Origin of the sequence: Streptomyces sp. XY431, assembly GCF_001279805.1 — a bacterium.
GTDB classification, from domain to species: Bacteria; Actinomycetota; Actinomycetes; order Streptomycetales; family Streptomycetaceae; genus Kitasatospora; species Kitasatospora purpeofusca.
Genome location: NZ_LGDO01000518.1, coordinates 65,542 through 80,291, shown reverse-complemented (window position 1 = coordinate 80,291; position 14,750 = coordinate 65,542). Strand labels below are relative to the sequence as shown.

13 protein-coding genes are annotated in these 14,750 nt (G+C 75.3%); 2 read left to right on the top strand and 11 right to left on the bottom strand.

Going from position 1 to position 14,750, the window contains the following annotated elements; translation table 11 throughout:
* Positions 1–87 precede the first annotated feature (87 nt).
* Positions 88–837, top strand: a complete 750-nt coding sequence (locus tag ADK60_RS39300; protein ID WP_053651684.1) for a VOC family protein — start codon at positions 88–90, stop codon at positions 835–837.
* 9 nt (positions 838–846) lie between these two features.
* On the opposite strand, the gene ADK60_RS39295 is transcribed toward ADK60_RS39300, so the two are convergent.
* The 4 genes from ADK60_RS39295 to ADK60_RS39280 all read right to left on the bottom strand — a co-directional run bounded on the left by ADK60_RS39295 (position 847) and on the right by ADK60_RS39280 (position 6,485).
* Positions 847–1,503, bottom strand: coding sequence for a thymidine kinase (locus ADK60_RS39295; RefSeq protein WP_045942320.1), 657 nt, complete (start codon positions 1,501–1,503; stop codon positions 847–849).
* Between the two features lie 33 nt (positions 1,504–1,536).
* Complete coding sequence (locus tag ADK60_RS39290; protein ID WP_045942321.1) at positions 1,537–2,721, bottom strand: alkaline phosphatase family protein; 1,185 nt, start codon at positions 2,719–2,721, stop codon at positions 1,537–1,539.
* 165 nt (positions 2,722–2,886) lie between these two features.
* Entirely contained in the window at positions 2,887–3,486 is a 600-nt protein-coding gene (locus ADK60_RS39285) for a DUF5998 family protein (RefSeq protein WP_030396568.1), read from the bottom strand.
* Positions 3,487–3,578: 92 nt separating this feature from the next.
* Positions 3,579–6,485 carry a bifunctional GNAT family N-acetyltransferase/acetate--CoA ligase family protein gene (locus ADK60_RS39280; RefSeq protein ID WP_107094831.1) on the bottom strand — a complete coding sequence of 969 codons (2,907 nt, stop codon included), beginning with the start codon at positions 6,483–6,485 and terminating at the stop codon, positions 3,579–3,581.
* Between the two features lie 229 nt (positions 6,486–6,714).
* Here ADK60_RS39280 and ADK60_RS39275 point away from each other — a divergent pair, with 229 nt between their 5' ends.
* Positions 6,715–6,996: an HPr family phosphocarrier protein gene (locus tag ADK60_RS39275; protein ID WP_030396570.1), complete on the top strand. Its 282-nt coding sequence runs from the start codon at positions 6,715–6,717 to the stop codon at positions 6,994–6,996.
* A gap of 97 nt (positions 6,997–7,093) precedes the next feature.
* Here ADK60_RS39275 and ADK60_RS39270 read toward each other — a convergent pair whose 3' ends face one another.
* The 7 genes from ADK60_RS39270 to ADK60_RS39240 all read right to left on the bottom strand — a co-directional run bounded on the left by ADK60_RS39270 (position 7,094) and on the right by ADK60_RS39240 (position 14,627).
* Positions 7,094–9,664, bottom strand: coding sequence for an ABC transporter permease (locus ADK60_RS39270; protein ID WP_053651682.1), 2,571 nt, complete (start codon positions 9,662–9,664; stop codon positions 7,094–7,096).
* A 73-nt stretch (positions 9,665–9,737) separates the two neighbouring features.
* The gene (locus ADK60_RS39265; RefSeq protein ID WP_045942334.1) at positions 9,738–10,490 is read right to left on the bottom strand and encodes an ABC transporter ATP-binding protein; all 753 of its coding nucleotides are present in this window, start codon (positions 10,488–10,490) and stop codon (positions 9,738–9,740) included.
* A gap of 38 nt (positions 10,491–10,528) precedes the next feature.
* A complete protein-coding gene (locus tag ADK60_RS39260; RefSeq protein WP_045942329.1) occupies positions 10,529–10,924 on the bottom strand; it encodes an SHOCT domain-containing protein in 396 nt (131 codons plus the stop codon).
* Between the two features lie 186 nt (positions 10,925–11,110).
* Positions 11,111–11,776, bottom strand: coding sequence for a response regulator (locus tag ADK60_RS39255; protein ID WP_045942330.1), 666 nt, complete (start codon positions 11,774–11,776; stop codon positions 11,111–11,113).
* Positions 11,773–12,996, bottom strand: coding sequence for a sensor histidine kinase (locus ADK60_RS39250; protein WP_079009066.1), 1,224 nt, complete (start codon positions 12,994–12,996; stop codon positions 11,773–11,775). The genes ADK60_RS39255 and ADK60_RS39250 overlap by 4 nt, the downstream gene beginning before the upstream one ends.
* Positions 12,997–13,009: 13 nt before the next feature.
* A complete protein-coding gene (locus ADK60_RS39245) occupies positions 13,010–13,687 on the bottom strand; it encodes a DUF2269 domain-containing protein (protein ID WP_353651793.1) in 678 nt (225 codons plus the stop codon).
* A 301-nt stretch (positions 13,688–13,988) separates the two neighbouring features.
* Complete coding sequence (locus tag ADK60_RS39240) at positions 13,989–14,627, bottom strand: NAD(P)-dependent oxidoreductase (RefSeq protein ID WP_030396577.1); 639 nt, start codon at positions 14,625–14,627, stop codon at positions 13,989–13,991.
* Positions 14,628–14,750: the final 123 nt, after the last annotated feature.

Genomic DNA, 14,750 nt, shown 5'->3' with positions numbered 1-14,750 from the left:
GGCCCGAGGGTTCGACGAGCGCCACGGTGGAAGCATCACCCTCACTGCGCCGTTTCGTGCGCCGACCGCCCGTTGAGGAGACCTGTCATGCCCGCGCTGACACTCCGGCTGGCCCAGGGCACCCCGTGCTGGGTCAGCCTGATGACCGACGACCTGCCCGGTGCCCGGGCCTTCTACGGCGAACTGCTCGGCTGGACCTTCGCCCCGGGGCCGGCGCAGCTCGGCGAGTACGTCCGGGCCCGTCTCGGCGAGGAGCCGGTGGCCGGACTCGGGGTGTCCGCGGTGGACGGCTTCCCGGTGCAGTGGACCAGCTACTTCGCGGTGGACGACGCGGACCGCGCGGCCCAGTTGGTGCGGGAGTGCGGCGGCACGGTCGCGGTCGGGCCGCTCCAGGCGGAGCGGGCCGGGCGGTTGGCGATCGCGGCCGACGTCTCCGGCGCGGTGTTCGGGCTCTGGCAGGGCGAGGAGCACCTCGGCCGGGAGAGCGGGCCGGGGCCGGGCGGACCGGCCTGGACGGAGCTGCTCACCCCGGACGCGGACGGCGCGGCCGCGTTCTACCGCGCGGTGCTCGGGGTGCCGGTGGCCGAGGCCGAGGGCGGGTCGGCACTGCTGGTCGGCGGCCGGCCGGTGGCCGGGATCCGGCGCGGCGACGAGCTGCGCGGCCACCCGCCGCGCTGGCGAACCCACTTCGCGGTGGCCGACGTCGATCTGACGGCCCGGCGTGCGGTCGAGCTGGGCGGCCGGGTACTGGTGGCACCGCAGGACACGCCGCGCGGCCGGGCGGCCCGGCTGGCGGACCCGCGCGGCGGGCACTTCTCGGTCCTGCGGGCGGGCTGACCGCGCCGCTCAGGCCTGCTGCTCCTCGAAGGGGAGGACGTCCGGGGAGAGCACGGCGGCGCGGGCGGTGGCGGCGGTCAGGCGGCGGCGGTGGTGGCGGCGGCAGAGCACCTCGTAGCCGACCTCGTCCTCGCGGACCGAGATGTCGCCGATGACGACCTGCGCGCCCTCGACCACCATGACCCCGCCGACGGTGCGGGCGTTGTGGGTGGCCCGGGCGCCGCACCAGCAGAGCGCCTCGACCTGGAGCACCTCGACCCGGTCGGCGAGTTCGATCAACCGCTGGGAGCCGGGGAAGAGCCGGGTGCGGAAGTCCGTGGTGATGCCGAAGGTGTAGACGTCGATGTCGAGTTCGTCTACCACCCGGGCGAGCTGGTCGATCTGCCCGGGGTTGAAGAACTGGGCCTCGTCGCAGATCAGGTAGTCCACCCGGCCGCCGGCCGAGAGCCGGTGCACCACATGGGCGTGGAAGTCGAACTCGTCGGCCACCTCGACCGCGTCGGCGCGCAGACCGAGCCGGCTGGAGATGGTGGCCGCACCGGCGCGGTCGTTGCGGGTGAGGATGATCCCCTGCCGGCCGCGGGCGGCGTGGTTGTGGTCCATCTGGAGCGCGAGGGTCGACTTCCCGCAGTCCATCGTGCCGGAGAAGAACACCAGTTCAGCCATGGGTGGTGCAAGGGCCTTTCACATCGAGGGAGTTCAGCGGCGGAATTCGAGCAGCGGCACGAACTGCTCGACCGGGGTCATCGAACCGTGCAGGCCGATCATCGCGGACTCGCCGGGCTCGTTGCGGGAGGCGACGACAGCGATGTCGTCGCGGGCGGCGGCGACCACGTCGCCGATCCGGTGGTAGACCCGGTCGTCCACGGCGGGGCCGAACCAGCCGGCCTCGATCGCCTGGTCCCTGGTGGCCACCCACATCCGGTCGCCGAGCACCTCGCTCCAGACCGTGTGGACGTCGGCGGCGGCGCCGGGGACGGCGTAGACGTGGCGGGCGCGGCCCTCGCCGCCGAGCAGGGCGACGCCGGCGCCGAGCTCCCAGTCCTCGTCGAAGTCGATCCGGTCCTCGGGGGCGATGTCGATCATGCCGTGGTCGGCGGTGACGTACATCACCGAGCGCGGGGGCAGCTGTTCGGCGAGCCGGCGGGCCAGCCGGTCGACCGCGTCCAGGGTCATCCGCCACTCGTCCGAGTCCACCCCGAAGCGGTGGCCCGCGCCGTCGAGTTCGCTGACGTACGTGTAGACGAGCGCGCGGTCGTGCTCGGCGAGCCAGGCGGCGGCCCGGTCCATCCGCTCCTCGCCGGTGGTGCGGCCGAGGAAGGTGCCGCCGGAGAGCGCGACCCGGGTGAGCGGGGTCTGCGCGAACAGCGGGGAGGACACCTGGGCGGTGGCCACCCCGGCGGCGTGCACCTGCTCGAAGACGGTGGGGTACGGCTGCCAGACGGCCGGGTCGGTCGGCGGCTGCCAGCGCAGCTGGTTCATCAGGTACCCGGCGCCGGGCACCGCCACCGTGTAGCCGACCAGGCCGTGCAGACCGGGCGGGGTGCCGGTGCCGACCGAGGCCAGCGAGGTGGCGGTGGTGGACGGGAAGCCCGCGGTCAGCGGCCGGCCGGTGCCGCCGAGCGAGCCGCCGATCAGCGAGGAGAGGAACGGCGCGTACTCGGGGTGGCGCAGCAGCAGCTCCCAGCCGAGGCCGTCGACCAGGAAGACCACCGCGCGGTCGGCGGGCGCGAGCGGCAGCGTGGCGGTGAAGCCGGGCACGCCGAGGCCGGCCGCCACCGAGGGCAGCAGGTCGCTGAGCGAGCCGCTGCCGTAGGGCGGCGCGGGCGCGGTGGCGGGGTCGAGGAGCTCGAAGGCGTCGTGACCGTCGGGGGCGAAGGGCATGGTGGCGGGGGTGGCTTCCTGGCTGGCCGGAGCGGTCCGGACCCGTGGCGGGCGGTGTCCGGACGGCGGGGGGTCGGCGGCGGTCGGCGCGCGACCGTGCGGGGCGGCGCCGGTCGGCGCGGTGGGTGCGGGTCGGTCCGGGTCTGCGCGGGTCGGTCCGGGGGATCAGACCCGGGGGCCGCTGGTGACGGTCGCCTCGGAGAGGGCGCGGGCGAAGATCAGGGCCTGGGCCACCGTCTCCGGTCCGTCGCCGGCCTCGCTGACCCGCAGGGACAGGTCGTCGGCGGTGGCGGAGCCGGTGTAGCCGTGGTCCGCCTCGCAGTTCGGGTCGGAGCAGCCGGCCGGTTCGAGGTCGAGCCGCTGGACAGCGCCCCAGCCGATGGTCAGCACCACCTCGCGGGGCAGCGTGCCCGGGGTGTAGGTCTCCGGGTTGGCGACCATCCGGCTGACCACCACGGAGTTGATCCGGTCCAGCCGGACGCTCTCGGTGGAGGTGGTGGCGAGCGGGACGGCGGGGCTGCTCCCGTCCCCGGTCTGCTCGTCGGTGTGGCTGACCACGAAGCGGGTCGGGGTCAGGACCAGCACGGTGACGTGCCGCCGCACCTCGTTGGCGTCGAAGGTGGTCTCCTGGTGCACCAGGTAGGAGCTGATCGGCTCGGGACCCACCGCGGACTCGACCGCCTCGGACACCAGGGCCGGGTAGTAGCCGCTGCGCTCGATCGCCGAACGCAGGTCCTGCGTGGTGGTGGTACCGGTCTTCGCCATAACTCCATCCTGGCATGGTCCGCCGACGAAGCGGGCGGCACGGCGCCGAGCTTCGGACAACGGCGCCCGGGTCCGGACGCAACCAAGGAAGGTTACAGCGTGCTCATGGCGCGCGGGCCCAGATCACTGCGGACCGGCAGGGGCGCGATGCGTACGCGCGCCCCCAGGATCGCCAGTCCGTGCGGGGCGACGACCACCGGTTCGAGGTCCACCGAGGCGACCTCCGGCAGGTCGTCCACCAGCCGGGACACCCTCAGCAGCAGTTCCTCCAGGGCGTCGGTGTCGACCGCCTCGGCGCCCCGCCAGCCGAACAGCAGTGGCGCCGCCCGCACCTCGCGGACCAGTGAGGCGACGTCCTGGTCGGTGGCCGGAACCAGTCGGTGGGCGACGTCGCCGAGCAGTTCGGCGGGGGCGCCGGCCAGACCGAAGGAGAGGATCGCGCCGACCGCCGGGTCGACGGTGGCACCGATCACGGTGTCCACGCCGCGGGGGGCGAGCCGCTGGACCACCAGCGCGGCCTGGGCGGCGCCGCCGAGCAGCTCGTCCAGCTCGCGGTGCGCGTGGCGCAGTCCGGCCTCGCCGGTCAGGTCGAGCCGGACGCTGCCGAGGTCGGGGCGGTGGCGCAGGTGCGGGGCGGTGGCCTTGAGCGCGACCGGGTAGCCGAGGGTCGCGGCGGCCCGCACCGCGCTCTCCTCGTCCGGGGCGGGCAGGGTCGGCGAGACGTCGATGCCGTAGCGGGCCAGCAGGGCGGCCGCCTCGGGGTCGGGCAGGGTGATCCGCGCCCCGCCGGGCTGGGTGCGGGCGGCGACCGCGGGGCGGGTGGAGAGTGCGGCGTCGACCAGGGTGCGGGCGCCCGCCTCGTCGATCCGGTCGAGTTCGGGGACTCTCGCGGTCTCCTCGGCCTCGGCCATCCGGCGGCGCCAGTCGGCGTAGTGGACGGCGTGCGCGAGGGCCCGGACCGCCCGCTCGGGGGCGGGGTAGGCGGGGATGCCGCCGGGGCGCAGCCGGTCCGGCAGGTCGGTGAGGGCCAGGTGGGCGAGGAGCAGCGGCTTGCCGGCGGCGCGGGCGCGCTCGCCGGCGGCGAGCAGGGCGGCGGCGATCTCCGGATCGTCGGAGCCGACCTCGGAGCCGGCCTCGGGACCGTCCGGGCCGGTCGGGCGGTCGGGCGAGTGGTCGGTCGGGCGGTCGGCCGCTCGGAGGCCCCAGGACTGGCTGCCGATCGGCGGGATGGCGACGGCGATCACCGCGTCCACCCCGGGGTCGGTCAGCGCGGTGTCCAGGGCGATCCGGAAGTTCTCGCCGGTGGCGGCGGTGGTGAGGTCGACCGGGGTGCGGGGGCGCAGGCCGGCGGAGAGGCAGGCGTCGTGGGTGAGCAGGCCCAGGGAGTCGGAGTTGCCGACCACCGCGACCCGGTCGCCGGGCGGCAGCGGCTGGTGGGCGAGCAGGTCGCCGGTGTCGTACAGCTCGGTGATGGTCTCCACCCGGGTGACGCCGGCCTGCTGGAAGAGGGCGTCGACGGTGGCGTCCCGCAGGCCGCTGGCGGTGGCCGGGACGGCGTGGCCGGGCGGCAGGCTGCCGGTGTGGCGGGCGCCCTTGATCACGACCACCGGCTTGGCCTGGGCGAGCCGGCGGGCGATCCGGGTGAACTTGCGGGGGTTGCCGAAGGACTCCAGGTAGAGCAGGACGACCTCGGTGGCCGGGTCCTCGGCCCAGTACTGGAGGAAGTCGTTGCCGGAGACGTCGGCGCGGTTGCCGACCGAGGCGAAGGAGGAGACCCCGAGCCCGCGCCGGTGGCCGGCCTCCAGCAGGGCGACGCCGATCGCGCCGGACTGGCAGAAGACGCCGAAGGTGCCCCGGGCGGGCAGCACCGGGGCGAGCGAGGCGTTCAGCGGGTGCTCCGGGTCGGTGGAGATCAGGCCGAAGGCGTTCGGGCCGATCACCCGCATGCCGGCCGCCCGGGCCTGGCGGACCAGGGCGCGCTGGCGGTCGCGGCCCTCGGGGCCGGTCTCGGCGTAGCCGGCGGTGACCACCACCAGGCCCTGGACACCGTGCGCGCCGCACTCGGCGACCGCCTGGGGCACGGCGGAGGCGGGCACGGCGATCACCGCGAGGTCGACCGGGCCGGGGATCTCCAGGACCGAGCGGTGCACCGGGAGGCCGTCCAGCTCGGTGCCGGGCGGGGCGTTGCGGTTCACCGCGTACACCGGGCGGTCGGCGGCGGCGAAGCCGGCGAGCAGGTCGCGCAGCAGGGTCCGGCCGACGGTCTGCGGGTTGCGGGAGGCGCCGATCACGGCGACCGAGCGCGGGGTGAGCAGCCGCTGGACCGAGCGGGCCTCGGCGCGGTGCTCGCGGGCCCGCATGACGGCGAGCGAGGCGGCGGTGGGTTCGAGGTCGAACTCCAGGTGGACCACGCCGTCGGCGAAGCTGCGGCGCTGGACGTAGCCGGCGTCGGTGAAGACCTTCACCATCTTGCGGTTCTCCGGCAGCACCTCGGCCTGGAAGCGGCGGATGCCGCGCTCCTGGGCGACCGCGGCGATGTGCTCCAGCAGGGCGGAGGCGACGCCCCGGCCCTGGTGGGCGTCCTGGACCAGGAAGGCGACCTCGGCGTCGGTGCCGGTCTCCGAGGGGCGGCCGTCGGCGTCGATCCGGTCGTAGCGGACGGTGGCGATGAAGCGGTCCCGGACGACGACGGCGAGGCCGACCCGGTGGACGAAGTCGTGGTGGGTGAAGCGCCGGACGTCCTTGTCGGAGAGCCGGGGGTAGGGCGCGAAGAAGCGGAAGTACTTGGACTGGTCCGACACCTGTTCGTAGAACTCGACCAGACGGCCCGCGTCCGCCGGGGTGATCGGCCGGATCCGGGCCGTGCCGCCGTCGCGCAGCAGGACGTCGGCCTCCCAGTGCTGGGGGTAGTCCGGGCCGGTCGGGCCGTGGTCCGGGCGGGCCGCCGTCCGGGCGGGCGTCGGGTCCTGCTCGGGGTGCGGTGCCGCGGAGTCGTCCACGATCGCCAGGTTATCCGGCGGCGGGCCGAATGGCGCCGGGCGTGCGTTCGCGGCAGGGTGGGCAGGGCCTCTGAACGGGGATTATGCGCCGTTTATGGCTCTGAAAGAAACAATCACAAGTCCCGAACGCGGCGGCTCGCAGGGGTCGGCTGCATGCAACACTGGTCTAGACAACATGGTCGTTTCCCCCATCGCGGCCATGACCAGCTTCACCGGAAAGGCACGTCTCATGGCCGAGCGCCGCGTCACCATCGGTTGGGCCGAGGGCCTGCACGCCCGTCCCGCCTCCGTCTTCGTCAAGGCCGTCGCGGCCACCGGCGTGCCGATCACCATCACCAAGCCGGGCGGCAACCCGGTCAACGCCGGCTCCATGCTCGGCCTGCTCGCGCTCGGCGCGCAGGGCGGCGACGAGGTCGTGCTGGCCTCCGACGCCGAGGGCGCCGACGAGGCCCTGGACCGCCTGGCCGCGCTGGTCCAGCAGGGCCTGGACGAGCTGCCCGCCGCGGCCTGAGTCCAGCACCGCGCACACGTCCGGAGCCCGGGCCCCGTTGGTCGGGGGGCCCGGGCTCCGGTGTGCGCGGCCCAGGAGCTCCTGGGCGCGGCGGCCGTCAGCCGGCCGCGATCGCCCGCAGGATGTCCAGCCGGGCCGCCCGGCGGGCCGGCCGCAACCCGGCCACCGCCCCCGCCACCAGCCCGGCCAGCAGCACCACGGACAGCTGGAGCGGCGGGACGGCGAAGCTGCCCGTCCCCTCGGTGTCGGCCGCCCGGACCAGCGCCCAGCCCAGGAACGCCCCCAGGCCCAGGCCGCCGATCGTGCCGAACAGCGCCACCAGCACCGACTCCCAGCGCACCATCGCGCGCAACTGGCTGCGGGTCTGGCCGACCGCGCGCAGCAGGCCCAGCTCCCTGGTCCGCTCGTGCACCGCCAGGGTCAGCGTGTTGGCGATCCCCAGCAGCGCGATCAGCACCGCGAGCGCCAGCAGGGCGTAGACCACCGAGAGCATGATGTCGACCACCGAGGCCGCGCTCTTCGCGTACTCCGACCGGGTCTGCACCTTCGGGTCGCCGAACGGCACCGCCGCCGCCGTCACCGCCGCCTTGCCGGCCGACAGCGAGACCCCGTCCTTCAGCGCCACCGCCACCAGTGAGTCGGAGTCCTGGCCCTTGTGCGGGGCCCACGCCTCCCGGGTGACCAGGTAGTCGCCGGCCAGCTCACTGCCCTGGTACAGGGCCTTCACCGTGAACGGCGTCTCGGCACCGTCGCTGAACCGCACCGGCACGGTCGTGCCGACCTGCCAGCCCTGCTTCTCCGCCTCCGTCCTGGACACCGCCAGGCCGTCGGTGCCCAGCTGGAGCGAACCGTCCACCCGGCCGAGGTCCACGATGCCCGCCAGCCGGGCCGGGTCGGTGACGTCCAGGGTCCGGCCGTGGCCGTCCACCCGCGCCACACCCCGGCCCAGGCCCACGCTCTGCCGCACCTCCGGCAGCCCGGCCACCGCGTCCGCCAGCTTCGGGCTGAGCGCACCGGCCCGGAAACCGCCGTTGGAGATCGCGAGGTCCCCGGCGAAGGTCCGGCTCACCGTGTCGTCCATGGTCGCCTTGATCGACGCGCCGAAGACGGTGAACAGCGAGACCACCGTGACCCCGACCATCAGCGCGCTGGCCGTCGCGGCCGTCCGCTTCGGATTGCGGGTCGCGTTGCGCTGCGCCAGCACGCCCGGCATCCCGCGCAGCCTCGGCAGCGGCGCGCCCAGCAGCCGCACCACGAAGGTCGCGAACACCGGGCCGAGCACCACCACACCGAGCAGCGTCGCCACCGCCCCGCCCGCGGTCAGCCCGACCGAGGGACCGTCCGTCGCGCCGACCACCGTGGCGGCCGCACCGGCCGCGATCAGCAGCGCGCCGGTGATCCAGCGGATCCGGCCGGCCCGGCCGTCGGCCGCGCCGTCCACCGCCACCGCCCGCATCGCGGCCAGCGGCGCCGTCCGGCCCGCCCGCACGGCCGGCGCGACCGCCGAGCCGACCGCCGTGACCGTGCCCACCAGCAGCGGCAGCCCCACCGAGACCGCGCTGATCACCAGGCTGCCGGTCGGCAGGCTGAAGCCGATCACCTTGAACAGCGACTTCAGCCCGGCCGCGATCCCGATCCCGCCGAGCACTCCGGCCACCGAGGCCGCCAGCCCGACCACCACCGCCTCCGCCAGGGTCGCCCCCAGCACCTGGCCGCGGGCCGCGCCCAGCGCCCGGAGCAGCGCGTTCTCCCTGGTGCGCTGCGCCACCACGATGGCGAAGGTGTTGTGGATGGTGAAGGTCGCCACCAGCAGCGCGATGCCCGCGAAGACCAGCAGCAGGGTGGTGAACATGGTCAGGAAGCGGCTGGACACCTGCGCGGTGGCCTCCTCCGAGACCTTCGTCCCGGTCACCGCCTCCAGCCCGGCCGGCAGCTTCGCCGTCAGCGCCGTCACCAGCTCCTGCTGGGAGACGCCGCCCGAGGCCCGGAACTGGATCGAGGTGGCCTGGCCCTGCCCCTTCGGGGTCAGATAGCGCTCGGCGTCCGCCAGGGTCAGCCCGGTGTAGGTGTTCTGGCCCATGCCGTCGGCCTCGGCGCCGAAGGTCGCGATGCCGACGATCGTCACCGGCACCGGGTCGGGGGCGCGCAGGATGGTCGAGTCGCCGATCTTCAGGTCACCGGCCTTGGCCGCACCCCGGTTGATCACCGCCTCCCCCGGCTGCTGCGGCGCCCGGCCCTCGGCCAGCCGGTACGGGTTGAGCCCGCTGTCCGGCTGCCAGTAACCGGCCAGCGTGGGCGGCCCCTGGCCGCCCACCGCCTTGCCGTTCTTGCCGATCAGCTGGCCGGAGCCCTGGACGGCCGGCTCGGCCGCCGCGACCCCGGGCACCTGGCGCAGCTGGTCCGCCAGCGTGAGGTCCACCGGGGCGCGGACGCCGCCGAAGGTGTTCTCGGTGTCCATCACATCGGCGCTGCGCACCACCGCGTCGGTGCCGCGGTTGGCATCGGCGAACAGGGTGTCGAAGCTGCCGCGCAGGGTGTCGCCGAGCACCAGGGTGCCGGTCAGGAAGCTCACCCCGAGCAGGATCGCGGTGAACGTCCCGGCCAGCCGGCGCTTCTGCGCGGCCAGCGAGCGCAGACTGATCCGCAGGGTTGCGGTGGTACTGCTCATGAGTCCACCTCGCTGCGCTCGGCCGGCGCTTCGCTCGATGCGCACCCCTCGATGATTCGCTCCCTGCGCTCGCTCATGACCCCGCGCCTCCCCGGCCTGCCGCGGGGGCGTGGTCGAAGTCCTTCATCCGGTCCAGCACCCCCGCCGGGGTGGGCCGCTCCATCCGGTCCACCAGCCGGCCGTCGGCGAGGAACAGCACCTCGTCCGCGTAGCCGGCGGCGGTCGGGTCGTGGGTGACCATGACCACCGTCTGGCCCATCTCGTCCACCGCTCGGCGCATCAGCTCCAGCACCTCGGCGCCGGTCCGGGAGTCCAGGTTGCCGGTCGGCTCGTCCGCGAAGACCACCTCCGGCCGGCCGGCCAGTGCCCGGGCCAGCGCGACCCGCTGCTGCTGGCCGCCGGACAGCTCGGTCGGCCGGTGCTCCAGCCGGTCCCGCAGGCCGACCGCGTCGATCAGGGTCTCCACCCACTCCCGGTCCACCTCGCCGCCGGCCAGGTCGACCGGCAGCGTGATGTTCTCCCGGGCGGTCAGCACCGGCACCAGGTTGAAGGACTGGAAGACGAAGCCGATCCGCTCCCGGCGCAGCAGGGTCAGCCTGCGGTCGCTGAGGTTCTCCAGCTCGGTGTCACCGATCATCGCGGTGCCGGCGGTCAGCCGGTCCAGCCCCGCCGCGCAGTGCAGCAGGGTGGACTTGCCGGAGCCGGACGGGCCCATGATCGCGGTGAGCCGGCCGGCCGGGAAGCCGACGGTCACGTGGTCCAGGGCGCGCACCTCGGTGCGGCCGATGCCGTAGACCTTGACCGCGTCGGCCACCCGGGCGGCCATCCGGTCGGTTTCGACCAGTTCGAGGACCGGGATGGTGGTCACTTGGTACCGCCCTGGCCCGGCTTGGTGTCGTCCGGGCCCTGGAAGTGCTCCAGCAGAGTGTCCCGGCGGGTGCGGTACTCCTCCTCGGTGAGCTCACCGTCGGCGTACCGGCGGGCCAGGCTCGCCAGCGGGGCCTCGGTACCGCCGCCGCCCCAGGGGCCGCCGCGCCAGCCCGGGCCGCCGCCCCAGGGGCCGCCCCACTGACCGGCCCACGGCGGGCCCCACGGCCCGCGCCGGGCGAAGCCGCGGCGGCGGAAGACGGTGAACACGGTGACCAGGACGATCAGCCAGAACAGCGGGAAGAGCAGGAACCACGGACCGGGGCCGCCCCCGTTCCACGGGCCCCAGCCCTCCCGGCAGTAAGCGTCGGCGAGCAGTGCGGTGCTCTGCATGTCGGTCAACTCCTCGGTGTGCCCCGCACGTTCGGACGGGGGCCGCGCCGGCCCCGGACGGTCTCCGAGGCCACCACGAGCTTCTCGCCGAAGGGGGGTCCGCCGCGTCCTCCGGGGAGCGGCACCGCGGGTACGACACCGGGAGTACGCCCCGGGGCGCGGACTGCTTCCGGGCCGCCCCCGGCGTTACAGCCAGCCGGGGCGGACCAGGCCGGACTCGTAGGCGAGCACGACCAGCTGGGCGCGGTCGCGGACGCCGAGCTTCACCATGGCGCGGCTGACGTGGGTCTTCGCGGTGAGCGGGCTGACCACCAGGCGGCGGGCGATGTCGTCGTTGCTCAGGCCCATGCCGACCAGGGTGAGTACCTCGCGCTCCCGGTCGGTGAGCGCGTCCAGCAGCTGCCCGCCGGCGGAGGGCTCCCGGGAGCGGCTGGCGAACTCGTCGATCACCCGGCGGGTCACGCCCGGGGAGAGCAGGGAGTCGCCGACCGCGGCGACCCGGACGGCGCGCAGCAGGTCGGACGGTTCGGTGTCCTTGGCGAGGAAGCCGGCCGCGCCCAGCCGCAGCGCCTCGAAGATGTACTCGTCCATCTCGAAGGTGGTCAGCACCACCACCCGGACGGCGGAGAGCTCGGGGCGGGAGCAGATCAGGCGGGTGGCCTCCAGGCCGTCGGTGCCGGGCATCCGGATGTCCATCAGCACGACGTCCGGCCGCAGCTCCTCCACCAGCCGGACGGCCGCCCCGCCGTCGTCCGCCTCGCCGACCACCTCGATGTCGGGCTGGGCGTCGAGCAGGGCCCGGAAGCCCGCCCGGACCAGGACCTGGTCGTCCGCCAGCAGTACTCGGATCATCCCGTCCGCTTCCCCTCGCTCGCCGTGCCCGGCCCCGCGGGGTCGGGCAGCCAGGCCCTGACCCGGAAGCCGCCGCCGTGCGGACCGGTGGTCAGCTCGCCGGCGAAGGCCGCGGCCCGCTCGCGCATGCCGACCAGGCCGTTGCCGGAGCCGCCGCCGTCACCGCCGGCGGCCGGGCCCGGATCGTCCACCCGGAGCAGCAGCCCCGCCGGGGAGGACCAGTCCATCAGAACCGTGGCGCTCCGCGCGGCCGAATGGCGGATGACGTTGGTGAGCGCCTCCTGGACGATCCGGAACGCGGCCAGCTCCACCTGGGCGGGGAGCGGCCGGGCGGTTCCCACCGTGTCGACGGTGACGGTGAGCCCGGCGTGGCCGGCCTGGGTCACGAGTTCGGGCAGCCGGGCGAGGCCGGGGGCGGGGGTGCGCGGGGCCTGGCCGTCCGGGCCGCGCAGGGTGCCGAGCACCTGGCGGACCTCGCCGAGCGCCTCCTTGCTGGTCGCCTTGATGACGGTCAGCGCGGCCCGCACCTGCTCCGGGTGCTCGTCGATGAGCTCCAGGGCCACCCCGGCCTGGAGGTGGATCACCGAGATGGAGTGGGCCAGGATGTCGTGGAGTTCGCGGGCCATCCGCAGCCGCTCCTCGGCGGCGCGGTTCTCCTCGGCCTGCCGCCGGGCCAGCCGGCGGGCGGCGAGCTGCTCGCCGCGCGAGCGCATGATCTCGGCGCCGGCCAGGATCAGCAGCAGCCAGGCCGCCGCCCCTGCTTCCTGCCACCAGCTCGGGCCGGGTCCGGGGGCGCGCTGCCAGTCGTGCGGCAGCAGGTGGGAGCTGGCCAGATGGAGCAGGTAGCCGCCGCCGAGGGAGATCCAGGCCCACCGGCGGCAGCCCCGGGCGAGCGCGCCGTACACGGCGACGGCGAGGCTGAAGAACACCGGGCCGTACGGGTAGCCGGCCAGCAGGTAGCCGATGGTGACGGCGGTGACGCCGGCCACCACCGGGCCGGGGAAGCGGTCGCGCAGGAGCAGCAGGGCGGGCCCGAGCAGCAGCAGCGCGTAGCCGACCGCGTCGAGCGCGGCCCGGTCGGTCTGCTGGCGGGCGGCGGCGGTGGAGCCGACCACCTGGACCAGGGCCACCAGGAGGGCGGAGAGCCTGGTCCAGGAGGGTCTGGTCCACGGCGGTCCGGGATAGGGATCGTGGTCGGTGCTCACGTGGTCGGTGCTCATGAACGGGTAACGGTCACCGCCCCGGCGCCGCGCCCGCGGCCCGGTTGACGCGTGCGGCGCGGGCCTCGGCGGCCAGGCGCTTCCCCCGCTCGGTCATGCCCCAGGGCTTGACCACGGAGAGCACGGTGGCGGTCAGGTAGATGGCCAGGGCCACCGAGGGGGCGATCACCAGCACGTGCGGGGCGCGGCCGTCCGGCGGGACGGTGCCGGCCGCGACCTGGCCGGCCGCGTCGTGGATGAAGGCGCGCAGGGCGAAGATCGAGGCCAGGGTGGCGGCCAGGGTGAGCCAGAACTTGGTGGCGACCCAGCGGTAGCGCAGCAGGCCCCAGGTGGTGCCGAGGGACAGCAGCACGCCGGAGAGCAGCGAGAGCAGGCTGATCGGGATCAGCAGCCAGTCGGCGAAGATCTCCTGCGCCAGGTAGGCGGCGCGCACGGTGTCCGGGTTGTCGGAGAAGCGGCCGGCGATGCCGAGGGCGAGCACACCGGCGGTCAGGCCGAGCCAGCCGACCGAGCAGGCGACGTGCACGGTCAGCCAGACCCGGCGGGCGTGCTTGGGCAGGCGGAGGCGCCCGGCGAGGCCGGCCGGGGGCTCCGGCCGGTCGGCGCGGGCGGCGCGGCCGGCCTCGGGCCCGGCGGGGGCCGTCGGGGCCTCGGGGGTGTCGGCGGCGGTCGGACCAGGAGGTGTGGGCATCGGCTTGTGCTCCGGAGGGCGAGGGGCGACGCGGGCCACGGGCCGGCGGCCACCGGGTGGATGGTGTACGGCCGCCGGCCCATGGCTTGGGTGATCCACGGGATCACCCCCTACTCTGCCCGGCCGGGGTGGGCGGGGCATCGCACGGCGGGAGTAGCCGGCCGTACCGCTCGTTGAGTACGGGCGGCGCGGCGCGCGGGCGGCCGGCGGCCGGGATCGTTCGGCGAACGGGCCGCGGGCCGACTGCGCGCAGGCTTCGGGCGGGCGGCGGACGGGCGGCGGACGGGCGGCGGACGGGCGGTCAGTAGGCGATCTCCACGACCTCGCGCCGCGCGGCCGGCTCCTGGAGCGCGGCGAGCAGGTAGTGCGCGAGGTCGGCGCGGGATATCGACCAGGCCCCGGGCAGCCGGCGGCCGACCGCCGTGCGGTAGCGGCCCCGGGCCCGGCCGCCGGTGAGCCGGGCGGCCCGGACCAGCGTCCAGTCCAGCTCGGTGTCCTCCAGCAGGAACCGCTCCATTCGCGCCATGTCGGCGTACGGCCGGCGGAGCATCGGGTGCAGCACCCAGGAGGTGAGGGCCCGTTGGAACGGGGCGGCACGCCAGGGCACCGGGCTCATGCTGGTGGTGGAGACGCACACGACCCGGGAGACGCCGGTGGCGCGCATGGCCTTGAGGATGTGGTCGGTGCCGGCCGAGTAGACGGTGGTGGCGGCCCGGCTGTAGCCGATGCCGAGCGCGGAGACCACCGCGTCCGCGCCCTCGACGGCGCGGGCCACCGCGTCCGGGTCGAGGACGTCGCCCTGCCGGATGGTGCTGGGGCGGGCGTCGGCCAGGGCCAGCGGGTCGCGGGCGAAGGCGACGGTGGAGTGCCCGGCCTCGGCGGCCAGCTCCAGGAAGTGGCGGCCGGTGCCACCGGTCGCGCCGAAGACGACAATGTTCACGGTGCGTTTCCCCCTCGATCGGCCTCGATCGGCCTTGGACGGCCCCGGTCAGCCCCGGTCGGTCCCGGCGGCGGGTGGCCGGCCGGTGGCCGGCGCGCGGCCGGCCCGCGCCGCGGACGTGCC